19 protein-coding genes are annotated in these 26286 nt (G+C 43.3%); 13 read left to right on the top strand and 6 right to left on the bottom strand.

The window, feature by feature from the left end; genetic code table 11:
- Window positions 1–13: 13 nt before the first annotated feature.
- The 5 genes from PPA03S_RS13255 to PPA03S_RS13235 all read left to right on the top strand — a co-directional run bounded on the left by PPA03S_RS13255 (window position 14) and on the right by PPA03S_RS13235 (window position 7067).
- Window positions 14–2176 (top strand): alpha-galactosidase, encoded by a 2163-nt coding sequence (locus tag PPA03S_RS13255; RefSeq protein WP_062323569.1) that lies wholly within the window; start codon window positions 14–16, stop codon window positions 2174–2176.
- Between the two features lie 226 nt (window positions 2177–2402).
- Window positions 2403–3362: an ABC transporter permease gene (locus PPA03S_RS13250; protein WP_062323568.1), complete on the top strand. Its 960-nt coding sequence runs from the start codon at window positions 2403–2405 to the stop codon at window positions 3360–3362.
- A gap of 16 nt (window positions 3363–3378) precedes the next feature.
- Window positions 3379–4317, top strand: a complete 939-nt coding sequence (locus PPA03S_RS13245; protein WP_062323566.1) for a carbohydrate ABC transporter permease — start codon at window positions 3379–3381, stop codon at window positions 4315–4317.
- Between the two features lie 59 nt (window positions 4318–4376).
- Complete coding sequence (locus tag PPA03S_RS13240; protein ID WP_245683607.1) at window positions 4377–6068, top strand: ABC transporter substrate-binding protein; 1692 nt, start codon at window positions 4377–4379, stop codon at window positions 6066–6068.
- A 36-nt stretch (window positions 6069–6104) separates the two neighbouring features.
- Window positions 6105–7067 (top strand): glycosyl hydrolase, encoded by a 963-nt coding sequence (locus PPA03S_RS13235; protein ID WP_062323565.1) that lies wholly within the window; start codon window positions 6105–6107, stop codon window positions 7065–7067.
- A 113-nt stretch (window positions 7068–7180) separates the two neighbouring features.
- Here the strand turns inward: PPA03S_RS13235 and PPA03S_RS13230 are convergent, their stop codons facing one another.
- The 4 genes from PPA03S_RS13230 to PPA03S_RS13215 form a co-directional block, all read right to left on the bottom strand.
- Window positions 7181–8920 carry a methyl-accepting chemotaxis protein gene (locus PPA03S_RS13230; RefSeq protein ID WP_245683606.1) on the bottom strand — a complete coding sequence of 580 codons (1740 nt, stop codon included), beginning with the start codon at window positions 8918–8920 and terminating at the stop codon, window positions 7181–7183.
- Window positions 8921–9056: 136 nt separating this feature from the next.
- Window positions 9057–10187 carry a GerAB/ArcD/ProY family transporter gene (locus PPA03S_RS13225; RefSeq protein ID WP_062323560.1) on the bottom strand — a complete coding sequence of 377 codons (1131 nt, stop codon included), beginning with the start codon at window positions 10185–10187 and terminating at the stop codon, window positions 9057–9059.
- Window positions 10188–10218: 31 nt separating this feature from the next.
- Window positions 10219–11436 carry a Ger(x)C family spore germination protein gene (locus PPA03S_RS13220; protein ID WP_062323559.1) on the bottom strand — a complete coding sequence of 406 codons (1218 nt, stop codon included), beginning with the start codon at window positions 11434–11436 and terminating at the stop codon, window positions 10219–10221.
- 13 nt (window positions 11437–11449) lie between these two features.
- A complete protein-coding gene (locus PPA03S_RS13215; RefSeq protein WP_082704142.1) occupies window positions 11450–12967 on the bottom strand; it encodes a spore germination protein in 1518 nt (505 codons plus the stop codon).
- 203 nt (window positions 12968–13170) lie between these two features.
- On the opposite strand from PPA03S_RS13215, the gene hmpA reads away from it, so the two are divergent.
- A complete protein-coding gene (hmpA, locus tag PPA03S_RS13210) occupies window positions 13171–14391 on the top strand; it encodes an NO-inducible flavohemoprotein (protein WP_062323558.1) in 1221 nt (406 codons plus the stop codon).
- A gap of 511 nt (window positions 14392–14902) precedes the next feature.
- Here hmpA and PPA03S_RS13205 read toward each other — a convergent pair.
- On the bottom strand, window positions 14903–15736 hold the full coding sequence (locus tag PPA03S_RS13205; RefSeq protein ID WP_062323557.1) for an AraC family transcriptional regulator: 834 nt from the start codon (window positions 15734–15736) through the stop codon (window positions 14903–14905).
- A 139-nt stretch (window positions 15737–15875) separates the two neighbouring features.
- Here PPA03S_RS13205 and PPA03S_RS13200 point away from each other — a divergent pair, with 139 nt between their 5' ends.
- The 3 genes from PPA03S_RS13200 (at window position 15876) to PPA03S_RS13195 (ending at window position 20640) form a co-directional block, all read left to right on the top strand.
- Window positions 15876–18977 (top strand): glycoside hydrolase family 2 TIM barrel-domain containing protein, encoded by a 3102-nt coding sequence (locus PPA03S_RS13200; RefSeq protein ID WP_062323556.1) that lies wholly within the window; start codon window positions 15876–15878, stop codon window positions 18975–18977.
- 299 nt (window positions 18978–19276) lie between these two features.
- Window positions 19277–19408, top strand: a complete 132-nt coding sequence (locus tag PPA03S_RS34250; RefSeq protein WP_281189050.1) for a hypothetical protein — start codon at window positions 19277–19279, stop codon at window positions 19406–19408.
- On the top strand, window positions 19405–20640 hold the full coding sequence (locus PPA03S_RS13195; protein ID WP_411835395.1) for a glucoamylase family protein: 1236 nt from the start codon (window positions 19405–19407) through the stop codon (window positions 20638–20640). The genes PPA03S_RS34250 and PPA03S_RS13195 overlap by 4 nt, the downstream gene beginning before the upstream one ends.
- Before the next feature lie 44 nt (window positions 20641–20684).
- On the opposite strand, the gene PPA03S_RS13190 is transcribed toward PPA03S_RS13195, so the two are convergent.
- A complete protein-coding gene (locus PPA03S_RS13190; protein ID WP_062323555.1) occupies window positions 20685–20960 on the bottom strand; it encodes a hypothetical protein in 276 nt (91 codons plus the stop codon).
- A 387-nt stretch (window positions 20961–21347) separates the two neighbouring features.
- Here PPA03S_RS13190 and PPA03S_RS13185 point away from each other — a divergent pair, with 387 nt between their 5' ends.
- The 4 genes from PPA03S_RS13185 to PPA03S_RS13175 all read left to right on the top strand — a co-directional run bounded on the left by PPA03S_RS13185 (window position 21348) and on the right by PPA03S_RS13175 (window position 26059).
- The gene (locus tag PPA03S_RS13185; protein WP_245683604.1) at window positions 21348–22379 is read left to right on the top strand and encodes an NAD(P)-dependent alcohol dehydrogenase; all 1032 of its coding nucleotides are present in this window, start codon (window positions 21348–21350) and stop codon (window positions 22377–22379) included.
- A gap of 357 nt (window positions 22380–22736) precedes the next feature.
- Window positions 22737–24239 (top strand): alpha/beta hydrolase family protein, encoded by a 1503-nt coding sequence (locus PPA03S_RS13180; protein ID WP_062323548.1) that lies wholly within the window; start codon window positions 22737–22739, stop codon window positions 24237–24239.
- A 903-nt stretch (window positions 24240–25142) separates the two neighbouring features.
- On the top strand, window positions 25143–25352 hold the full coding sequence (locus tag PPA03S_RS33320) for a hypothetical protein (protein WP_167666028.1): 210 nt from the start codon (window positions 25143–25145) through the stop codon (window positions 25350–25352).
- Window positions 25349–26059, top strand: coding sequence for a metallophosphoesterase family protein (locus tag PPA03S_RS13175; RefSeq protein ID WP_062323546.1), 711 nt, complete (start codon window positions 25349–25351; stop codon window positions 26057–26059). Before PPA03S_RS33320 ends, PPA03S_RS13175 begins: the two co-directional genes overlap by 4 nt.
- Window positions 26060–26286 lie beyond the last annotated feature (227 nt).

The raw sequence follows: 26286 nt of genomic DNA, 5'->3' as shown, positions 1-26286 counted from the left end.
GAGTGCATTTATTTTGGCTATTCACATTGACGGATTAAATCAAATTTTCCATTTGCAATCTCATGACATCAGCTATGTTATTCAGGTGAAAAATGGTTATCCATTGCTTAGTTATTGGGGACCTCAGTTGTCGAACGAAGGTAATCTGGAGGAGCTTGTTCCGGGTATGAGCCTGTTATCCCTGGACTCCATGCCCCAAGAATACCCGCAATATGGTACAGGGGATTTCCGCTCCCCTGCTTATCAAGTCCAGCTTGAAGACGGCAGTCGCATCACAGAACTTCACTATAAAGGTTACACCGTTTGTGCAGGCAAACCTGCTCTTGAAGGTTTACCTTATGTTTATACAGAAGCGGATCATGAAGCAGATACTTTGGAATTGGAGCTGGAAGATGCCTACACGGGCATGACAGTCTTGCTGAGGTACAGCATCTTTGAGGGAGGAGCCATTACCCGGTCCGTTCGTTTTACCAATCATGGTCAGGGAACTATAAAACTTATTCGTGCCCTTAGCGCAAGTGTAGATCTGTATGGAAAGAGCAATTATGAATTGTTATATCTGGCTGGCCATTGGGCGCGGGAGGCGCATATACAACGCAGGCCGCTTGGTCCCGGAGGAACGAGCCTTGGCAGTCGTCGGGGAATGAGCAGTCACCAGCATAATCCGTTTGCGGCCATAGTCAGTCCCGGCACGGATGAGGATCACGGCGAAGTGTATGCGACCAATCTGGTCTATAGTGGTAATTTTCATGCCGAGGCTGAAGTCGACGGTTTCGGTACCGTTCGATTGGCGATTGGTCTGAATCCATTTGACTTTACCTGGATACTCCCACCGGGTGAGTCCTTTCAGACGCCAGAAGCTGTGTTGGTGTACTCAAATAAAGGACTTGGAGGAATGTCGAGAACCTATCACAGGCTGTATCGAAATCGCTTATGCCGCGGGATACATCGGGACAAAAATCGTCCAATCCTCGTAAATAACTGGGAGGCCACTTATTTTAATTTCACTGCCGAGAAGCTTGAAGCCATTGCCGAGACAGGCGCTGATCTCGGAATTGAGCTTTTTGTCCTAGATGACGGCTGGTTTGGCAAACGAGACAGTGATAACAGTTCCCTTGGAGATTGGGTGGAAGATCACCGGAAGCTTCCGAACGGTCTGCGTGACTTGGCTGAACGGATCGAACGTCATGGACTGAAATTCGGTCTGTGGTTTGAGCCGGAGATGATCTCGCCTGACAGCGACTTGTATCGCGAACATCCTGATTGGTGTTTGCATGTTGCTGGTCGTCGTCGCACGGAAGCGCGATGGCAATTGGTGCTTGACCTTACAAGGCCGGAGGTGCGCGATTATTTATACGATGCATTAGCCAGCATCTTCACCGACGTACCCGTCTCTTATATCAAATGGGACATGAATCGTGCGTTGACAGAGATATGCTCGGCGACGGCTTTGCCGGAGCATCAGCAGGAAACGGCGCATCGCTACGTGCTTGGACTATACGAACTGCTGGAAAAATTGACTTCGGCTTTTCCGGAAATATTGTTTGAGAGCTGCTCTAGTGGTGGAGGGCGATTTGATCCCGGTATGCTATATTACATGCCTCAGACATGGACAAGCGACAATACGGATGCTGTGGAACGTCTGAAAATCCAATATGGTACCAGCCTGATTTACCCGGTGAGTACCATTGGAGCCCACGTTTCCGCTGTACCGAATCATCAGGTTAACCGTGAAACATCGCTGAAATTCCGTGGTGATGTTGCGATGTCTGGCAATTTTGGTTATGAACTTGACCTGACCACATTCAGCAACGACGAAAAGACTCAGGTTAGAGAACAAATTGCTATGTACAAAGAGCTGCGTTCTCTTGTACAACAAGGTGACCTTTATCGGCTGCGCAGTCCATTTGCAGGCAATGAAACGTCTTGGATGTTCGTTACAGAAGATCGATCAGAGGCACTTGTGTTCTTCTTTCGTGTTCTTGCCAAACCTAATCCTGCACCTGAAATGCTCAAGCTAAAAGGGCTTGATCCTTCATTTGCCTACACCATTGAAGGGTCGGGAGGGATCGTTGGAACTTATGGCGGAGATCGTTTGATGCATGCAGGAATGATCCTTCCCCAACTTGCGGGCGATTATTGCAGTGTGTGGTATAAATTAATCTCTACCCGATAAAAGGAGAGGACGGAGCCAGAGTTATTCTGTTTTTCATTCCATATATTCAAAGACTGGAACCCCCTGCAGGTTATTCCGATCAGCAGGGGATTCGTTCGAATAAAAATGAAAATCATGATTTTTTCTGAAAATTAAGGAGATTGTGGAATGAAATGATGCGAAATCCCTGATATGTTGTCGAATTAACCTTTGCCTTATGATTGTAAAAAGAAAGGAGGGGGACAAAATGAAAGCGATAACAGCTAAAAGTCGAACCCACAATGAAAGGCGTAAAAACACACAAAAGTGGATAGTATTCAAAAATCAGAAATACCTGTACATGATGTCTTTTCCCTTTGTAATTTGGGTTTTTGTGTTTCAGTATTTGCCGCTGTGGGGCTGGACAATGGCATTTCAAAACTACAAACCGGGCAAAGGATTTTTTGAGCAAAAATGGGTCGGATTCGATCATTTCCAGATGTTGTTCCAAGATGAGCACTTCTACTTGGTGCTGAGAAATACGCTGGCAATGAGTTTTATGGGACTTGTGGCTGGTTTCGTGTTTCCTGTACTGTTCGCCGTCATGCTAAACGAAGTTCGGGTTCAGGTCATGAAGCGATTTGTGCAAACGGTTTCGTATCTGCCGCACTTTGTGTCCTGGGTAGTCGCAGCTGGAATTGTCATCAAAATGCTATCGACTGAAGGAGGTGCCGTGAACGACCTGCTCTTGGGACTGAATCTTATCGACCAGCCCATCCAGTTTATGGCTAAGGGCCAATTATTTTGGGGGATCGTGACTGGAGCGGACGTCTGGAAAGAAACAGGCTGGAACGCAATAATCTATTTGGCAGCCATCTCCGGCATTGGACCTGAACTGTATGAGGCAGCTAAGGTTGACGGCGCCAGTCGGATCAGACAAATATGGCATATCACACTTCCGGGCATCCGGCCAACCATTATTGTGCTTTTTATTATGTCGATTGGCCATCTCGTTGGAATCGGATTCGAGAAACAGTTCCTGCTAGGCAATCATATGGTAAGCGATTATTCTGAGGTACTGGATTTATATGCGTTGAACTACGGTTTATCCATGGGGAGATATTCTTTCGGGACTGCTATCAGTATCTTCAACTCGATGATCAGCGTGATTCTGTTGTTCGTTGCGAATGGTTTCTTCAAAAAATTTGCAAACGAAAGCATTATGTGAGGAGGAATTTTTAGACATGGACGCATCCGAATCGACAGCATCCACTGGTAAGATCAAACGATCGAAGCTGTCCTTCAGGTCTCCCCAAGACTGGATTTTCGATACCTTCGTGTACCTGTTTATTGGAATCGTTACGGTCGCGACGTTGTATCCATTTTTGAATGTACTCGCTATCTCTTTCAATGATTCCGTAGATACGGTTAGGGGAGGCATTTCGATATATCCCAGGGAGTTCACTCTGGAGAATTACAAGTTGATCTTCAGCTACGATGGGTTAATTACCGGATTTAAAATTTCGGTGCTTCGTACAGTCGTTGGAACGCTCGCGGGGCTCGTCAGTGGCTCGATGGTGGCCTATACGCTGTCCCGACAAGAATTTCAAGCTAGGCGTTTTGTTTCTGTGTTTCTGGCGATCACGATGTACGTATCTGGAGGATTGATTCCAGGTTTTATCCTGATAAAAAACCTGGATCTGATCAATACGTTCGCCGTGTATATTTTACCGGGGCTCGTAAGCGCCTTCAATATCTTTATCATCCGTTCGTTTATCGACGGGATTCCTTATGCACTTCAAGAATCTGCAAAGCTGGACGGAGCGAACGACTTCACCATTTATTGGCGTGTCATTCTTCCGCTTTCCAAGCCAGCGCTTGCAACGGTCGCATTGTTCCTCGCCGTGGGCCAATGGAATTCTTGGTTTGACACCTATCTTTTTAATGGCTCCAATGAATCCCTGACAACGTTGCAATATGAGCTTATGAAAGTACTGCAGAGCACCACGGTCAGCTCTAACAACGTACGAGGGGAAAATATGTCTCAACTGTTGTCACAGGTGTCTCCGGATTCGGTCAAGATGGCGATTACAATTATTGCAACGATTCCGATTCTTATCGTCTATCCGTTCTTGCAGAAGTACTTCGTTAAAGGGATGACACTGGGTGCTGTCAAAAGCTGAGTAAAGATGGTTCCTGGGAAATCAGCTAATATAGGATGAAAAAAGGGAGTGTGCATGTCATGATGCAAAAGCCAATTCGAAAAAAGACAATCGTTTCAATGGTATCCTTTGGTCTCGCGCTGAGTCTGATTGCAGGCTGTACGGGGAATAAAGATGGCGCGGATTCCGGTAAAGCTGGTAACGGTACGGGGCCCGTTACGTTAACCTACTTTTCAGAGGACGGGAGTCCCAACTGGAATAACATGCAAGATCGTATAGGGAGGGTTATTACTGAGAAAACAGGCGTCGTGTTGGATGCCGAATTCGCAGTTGGAGACCCTGTGCAAAAGGTATCTATTATGGCTGCTACTGGTGAAGTTCCCGATCTCATTGCTGCCAAGTCGGATATTGGAAAGTTAGTGGACGTTGGGGCAGTTCTCGACCTAACGGATTTGATAGAAGAGCATGCTCCCAATATTAAAAAAATGCTGGGTGATAAGATTGTTCGCGCCAAATACAGTTTGGATGATCAAGCAATTTATGCCGTTCCGACCTGGTCTGCGATCGATGAACGTAAATTTAAAGCGGATGGCGGCTTCCAGCTCCAGCATCGTGTTGTAAAAGAAGCAGGCTATCCTGAGATTCGTACGATAAAGGATTATGAGAAGGTGATTACAGATTATCTGGCGAAACATCCAACGGACGAAAACGGCAACAAAAATATCGGATTAACCATTAATGCGGATGATTGGCATATGTATCAGGTAACGAACATGGGATTCTTCACGACAGGTGCGCCAGATGATGGTGAGTATTATGTGAACCAAGAAACATTCGACGTCACTTATCATTTCCGCCGTCCGGAGGAACGGGAATATTTCCGATGGTTAAACCACATGAACGATATCGGTTTGCTGGATAAAGAAAGCTTTGTTCAAAAGACGGACCAGTTTAAATCCAAAGTCTCTTCCGGGCGAGTACTTGGACTAATCGACCCTGCTTGGGACTATGGAGATGCACAGCAAGCCCTGAAAGCTGCAGGCAAATTTGACCAAACCTACGGCCATTATCCAGTAACGTTGTCTGAGGAGTACAAGGATACAAATTTCTGGTCAGCCGGTTTTGACGGAGGATACGGCATTGCGATTTCCAGCGAATGCAAGGATCCTGTAGCTGCAATTAAATTTTTGGATTATCTTGCTTCGGAAGAAGGGCAGATCCTTATGAACTGGGGGATCGAAGGAAAAGATTACGTTGTACAGGATGGAAAAAGAACCGTACCGAAGGAAGTACAAGAAAAGATGGATAGTGAAGGCAGTGCTTACATGAAGGAATCGGGTCTCGGCCTATATTGGAACCTTTCGGTTCATTTTGGTGACGGAATTGAAGACTCCACAGGAAATTATTTTACGAAAACCAATAGTGATCTTCTAACCGCTACATACAGTGAATCCGAAAAAGAAGCCTTGGCTGCTTACAAAGTCGAGCACTGGAGAGATCTTTTCCCAAAAGAAGAGGAGTTTCCTGAACGTAAAGCCGGTGCAGTGTACAATATTGCTCTGCCTAGTGATAGCCAGGCGACCATTCTCATGGCCAAAATGAAGGATATTACATGGAAGCGAATTCCTGAAGCTGTCATGGCCAAACCGGAAAATTTTGATAAAGTCTGGGATGATTACATGGCAGAGCTGGAAAAGGCAGGAGTAGAAGAGATGGAAGAGGCTTTTGGACAATACGTTAAAGACCGCGTTAAATTATGGAGCGATCAATGAGCACGTTACAAACGATAGACAGAAAGGCAGGATCAGATGAAAACGATACCTTGCAATCCAAAAGCTTCGGATGAAGTACGGTCTGTACTGAACTATTTCAGTAAGATTGAAGGGAAGGGCATCATTACAGGACAGCACACGCAAACGATGGCACAGGAGGAATTGGACTATATTCATCAAGTAACAGGGAAGTGGCCAGCGTTATGTGGATTTGAGCTTCTCGGTTATTCACCGAATATCAATTATGAAGATAGTGGTGAAGAGTGTTTGCTGGAAGTTGCTGAAAATCAGGATACGCTGCAAAAAGCTTGGGAGTGGACGCAAAAAAGCAAAGGTTTGCTTACATTTACATGGCATTGGTTTTCTCCGCTTAATGGAAGGGATAAAAGCTTCTACACGGAACATACAGATTTTAACGTGAGTAAGGCGATTATGGAAGGGACCAAAGAATACAAAGCCCTGCTGTCCGATATGGATCATATGGCCGAAATCCTCCGGGAATTTTGCGACAAACGCATTCCGATCTTGTGGAGACCCTTTCATGAAGCGGAAGGAACCTGGTTCTGGTGGGGAAGCCAAGGTCCCGAGATTGCAAAACAATTGTACCGAATCATGTACCAGAGATATACGAATTATCATAATCTAACGAATTTAATTTGGGTGTGGAACTCCCCCCTCGCCGAAGGTTATGTGGGGGATGACGTCGTTGACATTATTTCCAGGGATATGTATCCCCCGGCTCATCAACATACGGATTTAAGAAAGGAGTATGAGGAGCTGGTTGCCATCACACGGACATCAAAACTTGCTGCTATCGGGGAGATTGGTCCGATTCCGAGTGTCGGAAGTTTATCTGCCTCACGTATTCCGTGGCTGTGGTTTATGACGTGGTCCCAGGATTTTGGTAAAACGGAGAAATTTACGACAAAAGAGGAGCTGCAGAGAGCCTATCACTGTGACTACGCGATAACATTGGATAAGCTACCGAAGCTATATTAAACATTTTTTTAATCAAGCTAAAAAGGGTGTTCATGAAATGTATTATTCAGTAATCAATTAAATATTTCAAAAACCCCGTCGTCTGTTTCAACAGGTAACGGGGTTCTTCATTATTATAGATCTGTTTTGCGGACTTCAATCTGAAATTGATCGGAATATGATTTGAGGTTCCCTGCAAGGCTGCCGAGCTGCCCGGAGATGTTCGACAGTTCGCTCGCCGACCGTTGCTGCTCTACAGCACTTGCCGTAACTTCTTCGGCCATGGCTGAAGTTTCCTCGGTTGCGGAAGCGATATAGCTCAAGTACTGTTCCACTTCCTGACGAATGGAGTGCATATCTACCGTCCGGCTTTCCAAACGCTGAGCCAGCTCCTGCACCTCGGTCGATAAGCGGCTAACCTGTCTGAACGTCTGGAGGCAATCAGCGATCTGTCCTTCCTGTTCCTTGACCGCCAACATGTTCGCATCAAAATGACTGCCCATAAGGTGTATCTCTTGAACAAATGAACTCAGGATCTCATCAATCTCCTGGATCGAACGTTCGGATTGCTGAGCCAGCTGTCCCATTTCACCAGCAACGACCGCAAAGCCTTTACCCGCTTCTCCCGCACGGGCTGCCTCGATTGAAGCATTCAGCGATAAAATTTGAGTTTGTTTTAAAATGTTGTGTATTTGTCCGCTAATGGAAGAAGCGAGTTCCGATTGAGACGTTAGTGATCTGGAAATTCCCTGCTGATGCTCAACACGCTTCGCATTCTCTCGACTCTTTTCAAGTAGAACCTCATGTTCACGTGTAACTTGTACTTGCACGGCAGATAGCTGTTCTGAAGTATGGGTAAACTCTTGCACATATGAACCTACTTCATCCATTATTTTGCCGAGACTCTCTGAGTGCTGTACGGATTGTTCTGTCTCTTCGGCCTGTTTCATGGAACCTATGGCAATTTCTTCGATTGCTTTGGAAAGTTCTTCGGTCTGACGCTGGTTCATTTGAGCCGTTTCCGCAATATTTTTCGAGGATTCCTGCAAGGTATTGGACCCTTGCTGTATTCCCATCAGAATGTTCGTCAATTGGGCAACCATGACATTAATCAAATCACTGATGTCACCGAGCTGATCGTTTGTCATATGTATGGATACGATTTTGAGATTCCCATCAGCAACCTGTTCGAGGCTTGACTTAATATCGCGTACTTGTCTGAGAATGCCTCTTACTACGAATAGCATCATGACCAAAGATAGAATCAGTACAATCACAAAAATCGGGATTATGGTTCGATAAGCATTATTCACGGATGTTGCGGAGACTTGATTCACTTCTCCAGCAGAAATATCAATGCCCAGATAGCCAATGACAGAACCTTGCGAATCCTTGATTGGTGTAAAGGAGGATAATAGCTGCCCCCATGTTGGATCGTCTACAATGCCTGTTGTGACGACTTCACCGCGTAACAAGCGTTCCTGGATCTGGGGATTGAATTCCATTGCAGTCCCGTAAGGGCTGTATTCCGTATCGTCCCAATTCGCTCCATCTACGGTGTAGAACCACCCGTCCGAAGTTTTGTTATACATATAAACATATAAGGCCCCCGATTGAAGCCTGACTTTAACGAGTTCGTCTCTAAGACTTCTGTATTCGTTGCTCTCCTCCGATGCAGTGGAGGATAATGTCTTGATTAATTCCGATTCCTGGCCTAGCAGGGAGGCGGTATTCACTGCCAACTGCTGATTGTTATGCTGCATGGTCATTAATGAAGCATTTTTACTGGAGTCGATGGTGGCCCACAAGATTAGACCGCCCATGGCCAGTAGCGGAATCAGAATGATCAAATACAGTTTGAACCTTAAATCCATCTTTTTTTTGCGAGCCTGTCTCACGTTCTGTTCCCCCTTGGAAGTGTTAAAACAATATGGTTTTCGTATAACCCCATACTATTTATCGTAAAATTAAAGCGGGAAATGAAGACTAATCCTAGAAGATCTTATAATTCTATATGCGGTTAGAGCGTTCTCCTCCTGTTTTCTGTGAAGCTTGACCCCTTTTTTTCTTTCGTAATAGCATGACTGTCACAAGCAGTACAGGGAGAAGAATTTGAAAGAATGGTGAAATCCACTTTACAGAAACATTTAACCCTAACCAAATATATTCTGTATACCTTGGGGACAGAAATGACAATACGTAAATGGCAATCCCGGCAGGTATAATTAATTTTTTGTATTTAATACTTGTTATTCGAGTGAGTCCTGTCACAGTGCCAATAAAGAATGCAGCCATTTTCATGCCTAAACCTAGAAAGAGAATTAAAGAGAAGATTGCATCCATTCTTTCTAGTACCTGAGCAAATTGGATAAGTTGGACCGTTTGAAGTAAAGGATGAGTGGAATTTGCAGCGATTGAAGGCCCAAGAACCAGTATATTTAATTGATTAATTACGGTCAGCATTACAGCCACAATACAATATGTAACGATTAGAGCCTTATTGAACGTGGAAGGATGCTTTGAGACTTTAAAAAAAATTAGAAACAGAACGGTCTGACCAAAGGGGAAGGATACGATTTCCGGAAAGGCAGCATTCCAGACAGGTTTAATTCCGTTTTCGAGAATCGGTTCCATATTCTCCAGGTGTAACAACCCGGTTGATGTAATCAATAAAATCAAAACAATATATCCAAAAAGAACAATAGGGAGGAGAATAGTACCTGTTCTCAGAAGTACTTCAGCACCATACCACACTGAGTTTCCAACAACCAATATGGCTATAAGCATGATAACTGCAATTGGTGTCTTGTTTAATAAGGTGAGTACAGTAAGTTCCCCCAAATCACGTAAATTACGTGAAGTTTCATACATAAAGTAACACGTAAACAAAAAGCCTACTACTCGTCCCAGGATTGTTCCCATATAATATTGTAAAAGCTCAAACAAATCTCTGCCCTTATCCAAATGGTGAATCCAAAGATAGAGTACTAAAAGGAAAAGCCCTAAGATTGCACTGATTAACATAGCAATCCAGGCATCCTGTTTGGCATCTGCCCCTAATAAAAACATTGTGGTGCTCCCTACTTCAAAAAGGGAGAAAGTGATCACTAAATCTGATAATTTGGGGGTTAATTTACTCATGGTTCACTCTCTCTTATATGACGTTTATTCTTTACTCTAAATTTCGAAACGAGTTTTGGAACAAGCCTGGACGCTTAATTATCACATTAACATGAACATTTAGTTCCATTTTTTTAAATTCTTTTTCCCATTCTGCTTTTAATTCTTTCCATTCATTGGGGTTCTTCTTGTGAATTAGATCTGCAAATCCACCTAAGTCTGCGCCAAGTTGCTGCATGACCTCCCAACTGGAGTTAATCTCCTTGGTAATTTGCCTCGCAGCTTGGTGCTCTACTATTTTAATGATCTTATTCTTAGATAGGTCTAATCTGGATCCGGATTCACTTAAGTTAGCCTTCACTTTAACATGGACATCCATATTATAGTGATACCCCACTTTTATGGGTTTAAGTTTAGTCTTAGATGAGATAACTTCAATCGAAATATCTTTTTTCTGTCTTAATTCTGAAGAAGGAATGGATAAGACCGTTCCATTTACTTTATTTGTTATCCAGCTCAGTCCTCTGCTCTCTTCTCGATTCATTCTTCCGATCAAGCGGTCATTTTTGATCACGCCTAGTTCCGTAAGACGAATTTTTAACGGTGGAGAAAGTTCTTTGTAAATGTCTAACGATTCAAGTTTCTTCTCATTTTCGGGATTATCAATTCCTGCAGTATTGATAATCGGTATGCCTATAGCTTTTGCATCTGAATTCATTTTACTTGCATAATCCAATATGGTTATTGGGGGAAAAATAGAGGATATTCTTTTTTCCTTAAGTAGAATCTGAGCAATGCTTGATCCAGGTACCTTTTCAGGAGGAATTGCTTTGCGAAGAATATCGCCTGCTTTTTGATCTGTTAAGAGTACCCATACCGTTTCACGAGAATCTGCTCCCCGAAAATACCTGTCCATTAGTTGTTGTATACCGTGTTCCATGGCCTTTTTGCCAATGATAACAGTATTATTGTGGGCGAAATATAATGTGCGGGGATTTTCTAAATTACTTAAATTTGCTGCCTCTGTAATCGTACTACCAGTTGTAGAAAACACATGTACGGCAGGTTGAGAGGCTCCAGCCCCGCCCCCTGTATTTGATGTGATGGAGGAAGGGACAATAAACTGATATGTGGCCACCCAGTCATCTCCGGAGCGATCATACCCCGTAGCTGAAGTAATAGCAATTTCATTAAGTTCTATTCGATTCCAGCAACCGGAGAGAAGGAGCAAGGAAAGTCCTGCGATGAGTACCCTTTTAAAAACTGTCACATCCGTTCTCCTCCTATATTGTTGAGTCATTATCTTGCTCATCACTAGTCAATTTTGAATTAGGTTTCTGATTTGGCGCTTGCCTAACTCGGTTGCGATCACTGATCATCTCAGGCCGTTTACGCATGCTCCACCAGGGGAATCTAAAGATTAAGTCCTTCATATTAGCACCTTCCAGTGGAGATACTGGGAGAAGATAGGGGATACCGAATGTTTGTAGGGATACCAAGTGAACCAAGATCGGAACTAAACCGGCTAAAATTCCATAAAGACCTAATGAACCAGCTAACAACATCAAGGCAAAACGTAAAAGCCTGACAGCTGCAGCCATATTGATAGCAGGAAGCACAAAATTGGATATGGCTGTAAACGATACTACAATAACCATCGCAGCAGACACAAGTCCTGCTTGAACAGCCGCCTGCCCTAACACTAATGCTCCTACAATAGAAATGGCAGGACCAATTGCCCTTGGCATCCGTACTCCAGCTTCGCGAATAACTTCAAAAGTGAGTTCCATCACAAAGGCTTCAAGAAGTGCCGGTAAGGGAGTATTTTCTCTCTGAGCAGCGAGACTAATTAACAAGGTTGTAGGCAGCATTTCTTGATGGTAGGTTGTAATGGCTATAAAAATAGATGGTAACAGTAGGGCAATCACAAACGATGAAAAGCGAATGACACGTAAGAAGGAGGAAATATCATATCTTTGGTAATAATCCTCACTTGATATAAAAAATCTAAAAAATGTGACAGGGGCGAGTAACACAAAGGGAGTCCCATCGACTATGATAGCCACTAATCCTTCCAATAACCCGCCTGCAACTGCGTCGGGCCGTTCCGTGTTCATAATAGTTGGAAAAGGGGTATAAACACCGTCCTGAATAAATTCTTCTATGTATCCACTCTCAAGAATACTGTCCGTTTGGATGGACTTTAGTCTTCGAGTAACCTCGCTAACCACTTCTGGGTCGGCTATCCCTTTAATAAAGGCCACACATACCTTGGTTTGGGTATACTCTCCAATCGTCATGGATTCAAAACGTAGTTCGGGTGTTCTGATTTTTCTTCGCAATAATGCCATATTCGTTGAAAAATCTTCAGTAAAAGCTTCTTTTGGTCCACGGATAACCGTTTGAGATGTTGGTTCTTCTACAGACCTCCGAACTCCACCCGCCATAGATACCGTAAAAGCTTCGTTCAATCCCTCCACAATAATTACCACTTGACCCTCCAAGATGGACATTAGGAGTTGATTGTTAATATTTACAGTCTTCAGATTGCCTATGGGAAGACATCCTTTAATCCAATCTTTTAGATCACAGGCGTCAGAAGTATTACCCATCGAGTCCAACATCTTGGTCAGTAGTTGTTGATCGATAAGTCCATCAATATAGAAGATAGTGACTACAGCAACTGTTTTATCTACCATAGGTGTAAAAGAACGAATCACTACGTCGGGGCTTTCACCTAATTCTGAACGAATCCATTCAACTGTATTTACAAGAGATACATCGATATCATATACGTTCATTAGAAGACCTCTTTACACTTTTTAACTATATTGTTCTCTTTACATATCTTTTATTCAGGTATTATAAAGAGCATAAGACCGTCTGGCTTGGCTGGTGTAGCTACTCTCTAAAATGGATTTCATGTTGGGAATTTTCGGGTATAACCTCTACTCAATACAGAAATACTTATAAAATACTCATTTCGTTGAAAGGATCAATTTACATGCTAAATTCCAAAACAATAGAAATTGTAAAAATAACAGCGCCGGTTCTGAAGGAACACAGTCACCAGATTGGAAAAAGGTTTTACGAATTACTTTTCCGCACAGCTCCAGAGTTAATGAATATTTTCAATCAAACCAATCAGAAGAAGGGCATTCAGCAGGAGGCTCTTGGTTATGTTGTTTATGCTGCAGGCGAATATATTACCGATCTTGGGGCACTCACCCCAGTTATTCGAAGAATTAATGAAAAGCACCGGGCTATCGGGATTCGTGCCGATCAATATCCAATAGTTGGCGAGACATTGCTGCAGGCAGTAAAGGATGTACTTGGAGATGCGGCTACTCAGGAGATTCTGGATGCATGGGGACAGGCATACGGATATATTGCCAACCTCTTTATACAGATGGAGGGGGAGTTATATGAGAAGACTGAGAAACAGGCTGGTGGATGGTCAGGTTATCGGCGATTTATCGTAGATAAAAGAGAAAAAGAAACCAAGGAAGTTACCTCATTTTATCTCAAGCCGGAGGACGGAAAGGCCATAGCCTCATATAAAGCTGGACAGTACTTGACCCTAAAAGCGGAGATTCCTGGAGAATCATACACACATATCCGCCATTACAGTCTGTCCGATGCGCCAGGCAAGGATTATTATCGAATTTCCGTTAAGCGCGAGGGTGCATTAAGCAATGATCCAGAGGGGATTGTTTCCCATTATTTGCATGACCAAGTTCAAATAGGAGATGCGTTGCTTTTCTCTGCTCCCGCAGGTGATTTCGTCTTGAGTGCAGATGAATTCCCAATCGTTTTCATCAGTGGAGGGATTGGAATCACTCCATTACTCAGTATGTTAAATGACGTTGTTAAAAGACAACCCCAGCGTATGGTCTATTTTATTCACGCTACAAAGAATAGTGAAACCCATGCATTTCAATCACATTTGGCAGAGCTTGCACAATCAAACAGCCATGTAAAATTCTACGTATGTTATACAGCACCAACGCAGGATGACCTTGTATCTCACCGGTTCGATAAAGCGGGACATATTGATTTAGATATGCTGCTTTCAATTAAGCCTGATGAACCAGCTCGATATTACTTATGTGGTTCGATCCCTTTTATGGAGGATATTTTAAAAAAGCTTAGTGAATTAAATGTGCCCAAAGAGCATGTTCAGTATGAATCCTTTAGTCCAATAGCGATGTTAGATGAGGAGTAGGGATTGATTTGAGACAGCTTTCCCACTTGATATCTGATTCCATTCCGTTTTATGGAGGGTACTGTCTTGACTCTGAACCTGTCAGATGTCACTAATCTAAAAGTTGTAAATGAATTGGAGTCCAATTCATTGCCGGATCTAGTGCATCGGGTTATTCATCTGTCTATATAGATTAAGTCAATCTGAAAAGATATTCATTTTTGTATATAGTTCCTCGTGTTACCATCCTCCATTTAACACTCATCAACAATTGAACTGATAGGAAGTGGAGACTGCAAAGTAACAGAAATGATGAAGCAAACATGATAATAAGCCGGACAAGAAGAGCTTTCCATGAGAATCTTGTCTAGCTTTTTTTTGTAAGGAGGTCCCTGATTGATAACTGGAGGAAAGTCGGTTGTCCGTTTGGGCCTTTTTATCATACCTAGCTACGAACAGAATAAGTGGCCCTATCATGCAAGCCATATTACATAACTCTTGAGCACCCGCCGGATCACGCATCGGGGACCGACTAATCACGGATATAACGTCCCGGAGATATTCCTTCGGATTTCGTGAATTGTTTGGTAAAGGAATAAACATCTTCGTAGCCAAGGCTAAAAGCTACGTGTTTGATGGGGAGTCCTGAAAGCAGCATCATTTTTGCCTGCTTCATGATCTGTTCAATATGATACCGCTTAGGCGATAGCCCGGTCGTTTCTTTAAATAACTTTCTGAAATTCTCGTAGCCCATATTTACAATTGCCGCGGCTTGTTTAATGTCAAAATGAATATTACTAGAGCTGCCGATTAGCTGGCAAGCTTTCATTATCTTACTTTCATTTTGCTCGCTCTGGATATAATTAATGCTACCGTGTAATCGGATAATGAGCTCCTGTGCCCTCATCAATAGATAAGGTAACTTTTCATTCGTCGCGCCTTTGAGGGTGTTTAGCAGGGCAACAAAGTCATAAACAAATTCGGTTGTTGTAAGCTGACCCGATTGCACTTCTTGATCGAAATTTATTATTCCAAGCGTCTTCAAGTAATGATAGACAGGATACCCAACGCTAATGTAAAACTCCAGCCAATCCCCATTGGGTTCAACTTCTGTGGAGTGCAAGTGGTCAGGCAAACGTTGAACCAGATCGCCTGCTTGCATGAGCGTAACAGTACCGTCCTTTGAGATAAAACGTCCATTACCCTTCAGGATCAAAAAACAGCTGTAATAACCTATTTTAAAGTCGTATTGAGAACGCTCCGCCGTTCTTTTTCTCATAAAGCCGCATGACAAAATGCCTCGGTCGAAATCGTCGCCAATACATCGGTATATGACATCATTCTCTTTAATATCTTCATAATTCATCTTTCGTCACTCCTACCAAAATGGATAAATGAAATACCAGTTTAACCATTTTACATAAAGAATTATCCTTATATTATAAAGGTATCGTTATTATTAGCACAACCAATAAGAACAAAAGATAGGAGTGTTACCCTTACGTATGAAGCTGAACAGAGACTGGGAGAATCCGCAAGTCACTCAGATAAACCGTTACCCCATGCATGAGCCGTACGGCGTTTACGAATCCGTGGAACAGGCGTTAAGAGGAGATCGCAGAAAATCAAAATTTGTACATTGTCTAAACGGCACTTGGAAGTTCAAAATGTTTTCGTCACCTGGAGCCGTAAGCCAAAATTTCTTTCATTCTGATTATGATGTATCCCGGTGGGATGACATCGTGGTTCCTTCCAACTGGGAGCTTTCCGGATATGGAAAACCTGTATATACGAATATTTTGTATCCCTTTTCTCGAGAGGGAGAGGGTTCTAATCACGAAATCCTGTTAAGAAATGATGAATATGTCTTGAACCCGCCATTTGTGCCTGAAGATAACTTAACCGGATGTTATGTTAGCTCTTTCGACATCCCCGAACATTTTGATCGCCGCGACGTCTACATTGATTTTGCCGGTGTGGAGTCTTGTTTTTATCTATGGTTGAACGGCAAATTCGTGGGTTATTCCCAAGACAGTAAGCTTAACGCTTCTTTCGAAATTACGGATTACATCCACAGTGGACAGAACCGTTTGGCTGTTCAGGTGTTGCGATTTGGCGCCGGAACGTATCTGGAAGACCAGGACTACTGGCATCTATCGGGTATTTACAGAGATGTTCTGATTTATGCGAAACCTCATATGCGCATCCATGATTATAAAATCGAAACGCTATTCGCTGGGAATTATGAGAATGCCGAATTAGCTGTGACGGTTTATCCCAATAAACAAGCCAGCGGTTACGGGGAAGCTTATGTACGCGCTTCTCTGTATGATAGCAGTCAAAAGCTGGTCACTCAGTTTGAAACGCCGAAATTTGCGGAATGCGTTTCCTACTTGCAAGACAATTATGTGGCGAAGGTCAAAAAAACCATTAAAAACCCCCAATTGTGGAGCGATGAGGATCCTTATCTTTATAAATTGGTATTGGAAATGATCGATCCAACTGGGAATGTTGTCGACATTGAGAGTGCGAATGTTGGCTTCCGTGAAGTCAGCATCGATCAAAAAGGGATTTTGAAAATTAACGGGAAACGTCTTATCATTCGTGGGGTTAATCTTCATGCTTTCTGCCCCGAAACAGGGCGCGTGGTATCCGCGGAGTATATGCGCGAGCAAATTAAGGTCATGAAATCGCTAAATATCAATGCGGTAAGAACAAGCCATTATCCTCACGCAATCGAATGGTACGACCTATGTGATGAATTGGGCATTTATTTGGTGGATGAGGCCAATCTTGAAACCCACGGTATCGGCGGCCAATTAAGCTCATCTCCCGAATGGACACATGCCTATATGGAACGGGCAACACGGATGGTGTTGCGAGACAAGAATCATCCTTCGATCATTCTCTGGTCTCTGGGGAATGAATCCGGTTTTGGTGTGAATCATGCCGCAATGTACGGTTGGATCAAGGAATATGACAAGACAAGGTATGTTCAGTATGAATCGCTTAATCCTCCAGCAAATATTTCCGATATTATTGCGCCTATGTATCCCCAAAAGGATTGGATCCTGGATGTCATGGCTAACAGCGAAGACTTGCGGCCGTTTATTTTGTGTGAATACGCATATGCAAAAAGCAACAGCAACGGTAATTTCAAGAAATTTTGGGACTTAATATATAAGTTTCCGCGATTTCAGGGCGGATTTATTTGGGATTTCCAGGATAAAGCGCTCGTCAAGTACGACAAAGCAGGGAACAAAAAATATGTCTATGGCGGCGCCTTTGATGAAGATATCATAGATTCTGCGCCCGATATGTGCCTAAATGGCATTGTATTCCCGGATTTAACACCGAAACCGGCTGCAAATGAAATCAAATATGTGCAATCACCCGTCCAGATCGAATACTTTGAATCGCCTTATGATCCTGAAAGAAAAGGTTATAAAATTTATAATCATTATACGCATCGAGACTTAAGCCACTTGGATATCTGCTGGGAGTTGCTTTGTGATGGATGTGTTGTCGAAGGGGGCAAATTACACAAATTAACTATATTGGCTGGATCCCTCGATAGTATTGATGTACCTTACAGTTCATCGAAGGTTTATGGGGAAGCGCACCTTAATTTCTATGTATATCAGGACGAGGATACCTATTATGCGAAAAAGGGAACTTGTATTTATGCATGCCAGATAGAAATTAAAGATTCTGTCTATCGTCTATACACTGGTGACATTGAACATGATTCCTTGGAGTTTGAAGAAACAACACATCAAATTCATATCTTTAATGAAACAGTAGATGTTGTCTTCTCGAAAGAAACTGCAGAATTCATCTCTGTAAAATACAATGATCAGTGTTATTTTACGGGCGGAGCCAACAACTTCTATCGTCCGCCAACGGGAATTGACTCCGGCGTACATCTTGAGTCGCCAAATTATGCAGATGAGTGGAGAGCTCTCGGGTTGGACGTCAATCAGAAGGAAATCAAGAAGATCCAGGTATATTCAGCTTCTGCTACCATCATCATTCAAGTTCATTGTCTATATCATGGATGCATTGAAACAAAAACTAGCTATGCTATTGGGGCGAAAGGCATCGAAATCGTGAATACGGTCGTAAACAATGCCAGTGTCGATTCCATTCCAAGAATCGGTTTAAGTTTTAAATTATCTGATGCATGGAGAAATATCAAGTGGTATGGACGCGGACCTTGGGAGAATTATGCAGACCGTAAGATGTCGGCGTTCGTCGGGATCTATGAAGGTTCAGTAGAAGAGCAACACACGCCATACATCGTGCCCGTCGAATGCGGAGGCAAGGAGGATGTTCGCTATTTAAATTTATCCACCGACGACGAGCGCATAGTAAAAGTGACTGCCGTGGGCAACTTCCATTTCGATGTTCATCATCATAGCATAATGGCATATGACAGTGCCGCCTATGCTGACGAGCTGGGTCCTTCTGATAGCGTTTATCTGAATATCGACCACAAGCACGCCGGTCTTGGAGGAGACAATGGTTGGTCCAAAAACATTCACGATGATTATAAAATTGTTAAAGGTGTCTATGTTTACAAGGTAACCTTAGAGGTCATGAATTAACAGCAGCACGGCAAAACCGATCCAGTTAAGATCTGCTTGTGATCTCTCATAAGATAAAAAATCCAATACTATTTCCGAGGTTGGACTTGAAGGATGTCTATTTATTTTCATCCGAGCCAAAAAGGAAATAAATGAAATAATCCGATAAACTGCCGCAACTGGACACAAGGCCGTTCAGATCATAAAGCTGAAATGATGCGTGTACGGCATCCGTAAATGGATAGATAAGCTTATAACAAGGAACCGCATTACACATTGTGATGCGGTTTGCTTTACTTTGTGACTAAGGAGGAAGATTGTTGAATCAATCGAGAACTTATGTGCCGTTTACCTATAAGATCATGATTCCTTATTTGCTGCTTATCATGCTTACCGAAATTTTCATCGGATCCTATACCTATACGAGACTTTCGAATACAAAGCAGAATTGAAAGCGCTTGCTTACAAGACCTATTCGTTTTTCGAGGATTATACGGATCCGAGTACCGGAATGACTTATGATGAGGTTCGGATCACGGAAGACGGAACACAGGAAGCAAAGCGCACTTCCCCGACAAATATCGGCATGTATATGATGAGTACAGTTTCAGCACAACAATTGGGTATTCTTTCAAAAGAAGAAGCGGTTAAGCGCATTCAAATCACCTTACATTCACTTGAGAAGCTGGAAAAATGGAACGGTCTCTACTACAACTGGTATAACACGGACGATGGTACTGTGAAGAGAGATTGGGGGCAATTTATTTCTCAGTTGGATAATGGCTGGCTGTCCGCCGGTTTAATTGTCGTCGGACAAGCCTATGAAGAACTTCGCGGGGACACAAGCAAGTTGGTTAAGGATATGGACTATACCTCCTTATATGATCCAGAAGTCGGGCAGTTCCGTGGTGGCTATGATGTCGCTAAAGGAAAACTGACTGATCACCATTACGGCATGTTCTATACGGAGCCGCGTGTTGCAAGTTACATCGCTATTGGGAAAGGGGACGTACCTAAGGAGCATTGGTGGAAACTGTATCGTACTATGCCCATAGAATGGGATTGGCAAGCTCAGATTCCGCAGGGGGAAAATCTACAGTACGATGGAGTGAACGTTTTCGAGGGAAGCTATGAATATAATGGGGTAAAGTTTGTGCCGAGCTGGGGAGGAAGCATGTTTGAAGGGCTTATGCCTGGCCTGGTTTTGAAAGAAAAAGAGCTTGGCACAAAAGCATTGGGATTAAACAATAAACGTCATGTTGAGCTGCAAATTGCCTATGCCAAGGAAAAAGGATATCCTGCATGGGGGTTCTCACCGGCTGCAACACCGACCGGGTACAGCGAGTTTGCGGCAACACCGCTGGGTACATCAGGTTATAAAGACGGGGCAACCGTGACGGCACATGCCACATTTCTTGCCTTAGAGTATGCGCCTGAAAGTGTGCGCAAAAACATGAAAACTTTAAAAAAATTCAAAATGTACGGGAAGTACGGTTTCTATGATTCTGTGAATGTAGAAACGGGAGAACTTGCCAAAGCCTATCTTGCACTTGATCAGGGAATGATTATGGTGTCCATCGCTAACTATGTTAAGGATGGAGTTATCCGCGATTATTTCCACAGTGATCCAATCGGCCAAAAGCCGGAAGAATTATTGCAAAAAGAAGTGTTCTCTATTCAATAATAAACGGCACCGTTTCGCAAACGGACAGGCTCTTTTAATTCCCTTTATATCGCAGTAGTTGATTCAGTTACATTGTTTTTCTTTGTAAGCGGTTTTTTCCTTAGTGTTCGATCATATAAATATGGTTTTCCGTGATACTCCCATGCATTCTTTTGTTTCGCTTTTTTATGTATATCAACCTTTATCTCCAAATTAGCAACATTACTCTGGAATTCAGAAGCAATTCGTTTACACCATTTTAGCCCACTTTCTTCAGATGCACTAAAATGGACGCGTAAGAGAAATCCGTTAACGGTTAATTCAAACTTATATAAATTCATATGATGCATCCTTTCTACGTGGAGATCTTAAACAAAAACAGAATAATTTTATTATAACAGGAACATATGTTCTGTGAAAGTGGTATTTATATTAGCTGTTAATTGTCGGAGATATGAGTATCACTATTTTTCATACACAGAGATACTTTGGAGGTCAATCGGTTGGGTTGATGGCAGACTAAAAGCAGGCTGGATTGTGTCAAATAACGGAATGAACTGATGATGAAACCTCTAAATATTTCCAACGTATTAGAGGTTTGAAGGAAACACATGGGTACGTCTGGATGAGTTGTGAAGAAATACGATGAGAATGATTATTTTAAATTGATGGTTTCTTACGGAGGTTGCAGTATCGGTACACACACGTTTATTGAATGGAGAATGATCATGAGAGAAAACAGGTTTGATACGGGATTATCCAGCAAACTGGGAACCAACTCAATGAATGCGATGGTGTATGATACGTACGGAACATCTGAAGTTCTCCGATTTGAACAAGTAGCAATCCCTGTGCCCAGGGAGAATGAAGTCTTGATTGAGGTTCATGCGACTTCGGTAAATTCCTGGGATTGGGACCTCCTTCGTGGGAAACCATTCATAAACCGCATCGGTGCAATCCGTCAGCCGCGTTACAGAATTCTTGGTGCAGACGTGGCAGGGCGGGTAATCGCGGTTGGATCGTCTGCCAAACGCTTTAAACCAGGAGATGAGGTTTTCGGAGATCTTTCCGGTTGCGGATGGGGTGGATTCGCGGAGTATGTATGTGCCAGAGAGAATGTTTTGTCGCCAAAACCTGCTGCAATTAACTTTGTACAGGCAGCCGCTATCCCACAGGCAGCCGTGTTGGCTTTACAAGGTCTTCGTGATACGGGAGGTCTTAAAAGTGGGCAAACCGTTCTTATTAATGGCGCCGGTGGCGGAGTTGGGACGTTTGCCATCCAATATGCAAAATTGCATGGGGCAGAAGTAACTGGAGTTGACAGCAGCGAGAAGCTGGATATGCTGCACGAATTAGGCGCTGATCATGTGTTGGATTATACGAAAGAAGACTTCACAGCAAGAGGACAACAATATGACTTAATCCTTGATGTCGTTGGAAACCGTTCTGTTTTAGCTTTGAAGCGCGCACTAAAGAATGGCGGTAGGTATGTCATGATTGGAGGCCCTATGTCACGCATTCTCCAAAATCTTTTGTGGGCTCCATTCATTTCCTGGCTTGAAAAAAAGAAAATAATGCTGCTCGTCCATAAACCGAACGATGGGGATCAGAAAGTCTGGAAGGAGCTTATCGAATCAGGCAAAGTTTTGCCGGTTATAGATCGGCAGTACCCATTTAGTGAAGCAGCTCAGGCGCTTCGTGATATTGGAGAAGGTCGATTGAAAGGGAAAGCCGTCGTATCGCTAAAGATGAAAATATAGAAATTCGAGGGACAAGAACAGGTCCCTTTGAAGGTCGCTATTTTAGCGGCTTTTTTGTTTTAGCTGAACAATAATTTTTTGTCCCGAGCCGGGAACCAGAACTTGTACCAATTACAGATTACCGATTAGACGAATACCTAAACTGTTGTATGGTGCAACCATGTCGTGTGAAGAAAATGCAATACCATAAAAGGGCACTACAATATAAGGTTTTGTGTTATCACTTCATGATTACGTACGAAGTAAATAATCTTACAAAATTGAAAGGTAGATGAAAGGAGAATCGATAGCTTAGTCCAGCCTGTCAGGATAATATTGTAACCAACGACAATAGAACTTTTTAAGAGGAGAATCGAGATGAGGCTGTTTGAACTGTTTCTTTTTTTGTCAAACATCGGCTTGTTTACATTAATAGTCCTATTAAAAAAAGGACGGCGTAGAATTCCAATATCCGTTGTAAGCGGGATCGCCACACTTTTACTCGTCATTCATTGGACGGTGGAAGGATACAGAGTTCAGCTATTTTTCCCATATTGCATAACGATCATTTTTTTGACCATTTCAAGTTATAGCTATTTTAGAAAAAACGGTCCAAAAAAAATCCCGCGATTCATGTTGGGTTCAGCTTATACCGCTATAGCGATAATGCTGGTCGTAACAGCGTGTCTCATGTATGCTTTTCCTGTATTTAAACTACCTGAACCGACAGGCGAATTTAAGGTGGGAACGCAAACTTTTCATTTCGTGGATACCAATAGGGAAGAGATGTTCGACGAAGCCAGAGATGGTAAGAGAGAATTGATGGTTCAGGTATGGTATCCGGCTCAAGCAGGCACCGGCAAGTACGCTCCCTTTATTCCCGATACCCAGATTTTACGTTATATGGCCGCGGACTATGGCCTTCCCGGGTTTGTTTTTCAACACCTGAAGTACGTATCCAGCCATGCTTATTCGGGGGCCGAAGTTAATTCGGCACAGATTTCATACCCGCTAATCCTTGCGAATCCCGGCAACGGCTCTTCCAGGTTCCTCCACACGTCACAAGCTGAAAATCTCGCGAGTCACGGGTATATCGTGGCAGTGATCGACCACACTTACAATACATTTGCAACCGAGTTTCCGGACGGTCGAATCACAACCAGCACAACCAACGACTTATTCTCGCCTGACCAGGATTACCAGACGGGTAGAAGAATTCGCGACAAGTTGGGAAAAGTTTTAACCGATGATGTAACTTTTGCGCTGGATCAATTCGAGCTCATCCAATCGGGACAGATTCCAAGTCTTCTAAAAGGGAAGATGGATCTTGGTCATGTCGGGGTGTTCGGTCATTCCATCGGCGGAGCGACGGCCTATGACGCTGCTTACGATCCGCGAATCGCGGTGGGAATAGACCTTGATGGAGGGCTTTATCGTCTGCATGACAGAGAGGGTCTGCGAAAGCCGTTTTTGTTCATTAACTCGGAAAGCTATTTCGAAAAATTAAGAATGGTGGTGGATAACCGGGTCTACACGGATGCAGAGCTTAACCGTATGGGCTCAACAAGAGAGTGGGAGGATCAGGTAACGGAAGAAAAAAAGTTGGAGCTTGAACGGATGCGCGAAACGGCCGAAGAAGGGGGGAAAGTTCTCTATATCGAAAATACCGAGCATTTGAATTTTGCCGACGTACAGTTCATTTCTCCGATTTTCAACATGCTGGGTATTACAGGAAAGATTGCGCCCAAAAGAGCGAACTCCGTTATCAATGCGTATATGCTGGATTTCTTCGATATGTATCTGAAAAATCAAAGTGGAACCTTAATGAAAGGACCGGATAGCCGCTTTCCGGAGGTGAATTTCGTGCGATTGAGAAACTAGCCATCACATAGGAGTTAAAAACAGGACAGAGCAGCCTAGATGTCGAGGGACAAAAACATGGTCCCATCACCGAAAAGGACAAGAACGTTGTGTCACCGTTGATTAGACAAATAGCTAATTGGAATTTGATATCTGTTTCATTAAGCTAGCGGGCAGTTTAGTTGCGTTGAAAAAAGGTTTTATCTAACTTCTATAGAAAGTAAAATAAAGTAAATTAACTTCTTGAGCAATTGCACTCCTTTTACGTTTAACAACACAATTAACAAGGAGGAATCAAGAAATGGTTAATGCTGAAGACACCATAGACGAATGGAATCTATAATATTTGATGGTAAAGGCTAAATTGAATACGATACTATTTTCACTTTCGGATGGAACCTTGCTAAAACATCTAAGGTCGGATGTCGTTTTGTTTACTTCTCCTAATGAAAAAGATCATGTTGTTGATTAGTCCATGACAAGGAGGCTTGATTATTTAGTTGTGGCAGCGGCTGTTCATCCAAACATACCGATACATATGAGTGACTTTTTTAAGATTTGATGTCCATTCCAAAAATTGTTGATAACAAGTTGGAATATTTGAGGGCGATTTTAGCTTTTGACGCTGTATCACGGTTTCATCTTTTTATATAAAGGAGGGAGAGTGCGCTCGACAAATGGGGAAACACTTAAATCCGTAATGTCGGAGTGTTTGCTGCTGTCTTTGGGAGATAGGATTCTGCATTAGCCAGGGGTGAACCGATTGAACATGGAATTAAAAAACGAAGAGAACAGCCTGATACGCAATGTCTACAGCTGAATATTGTCCGAAGGCTACCGATTGACGGGAATGGTCAAATAAGGTTACACGCAGGCTCCTTACGGCCATTTCGTCGCAACCAGCCACCAATTACGTCCCGGCCAATGTTGTGGATGGTGTCGCTGCCCCGCAGTGGTTTGCGGACAGCGCAGACACCCCACTGGGAAAGGCAAGATGTATCATTGGTGTCTGCCGCGGGAATCATTGAGGTGCGAGTGTGGGACCATTTCATGCCAGGCGATACAACTACGTGGGCGAATGTGGCGACGGTACTGCTGAGAATGTTGAATCTTAGGGAGTTGAATCGAATATGAAAGCTTTAATTATTTCGGATATTCACAGCAACGTCAAAGCGCTGGAATCGATCCACAAGGCAGAATCCGACTGTGACGTGATTTATTGCGCGGGAGATCTTGTAGACTACGGGCCTTTCCCAAGGGAAGTTATCGAATGGGTGCATAAGAACGATGTGAATTGCGTTCGCGGCAACCATGACGACATTATTATCGACCTGTACCGAAACGGCAATAATGGTCATGATGTGGCGGAGGATGAGATCAAGTGGGCGCATTACAATGCAAGGCTGCTCGGCGAAACGGAAATATCCTTCCTCGAAAGCATACCTGTCTACCGCACATTCGAGATGGACGGCTATAGCTATACAATGCAGCATCTGTATGAAAACTATTTGACGATTGATAGCTTGCCCAAGTACGATGCTTTCTGGGCCGAGCGCAACGGCAGGACAATTGGGGCCGAAGAAGGTCGCCGCATTATTTTCGGACATACACATCGCAGATGCATTCATTATTTGAGTGACGACAGTTTGTGGCTGAATCCGGGAAGCGTGTCCTACCGCCGTCGCGACGATCCATCGAAAGAAGCACATTATTTCACGATTACCGATGGCAAAATAGCGATGAAAAGTCTTGTCTATGACCGTACGCCTTTGCTCGAAGCGGCACAAAGATTGCTTTTGAAAGAAGAAGAGATGAAGGTTGCGTACTTCTTTTTCGGGTAAGAGGCGGGGGAGCGGGTAACAACAATGGGGACGTATCCACGGTTAGCTGCCGGGATACGTCCCTTCTCATTTGCTGTACACTGGCAGGTTGTGATTTATAGCTTGCAGGCAATAATTCCAGCTCATTTTGCGTCTCAGTTTACATTTTTATGATTGCTTCATTTTTTTACACTATGGCATGGGAAACGTATCTTTCATAATAGATGTTGTTAAGTTGCGGATATGAT

Origin of the sequence: Paenibacillus pabuli NBRC 13638, assembly GCF_001514495.1 — a bacterium.
GTDB classification, from domain to species: Bacteria; Bacillota; Bacilli; order Paenibacillales; family Paenibacillaceae; genus Paenibacillus; species Paenibacillus pabuli.
Note: the sequence above shows the minus strand (reverse complement) of the source record. Positions and strands in the feature narration are given on the sequence as shown.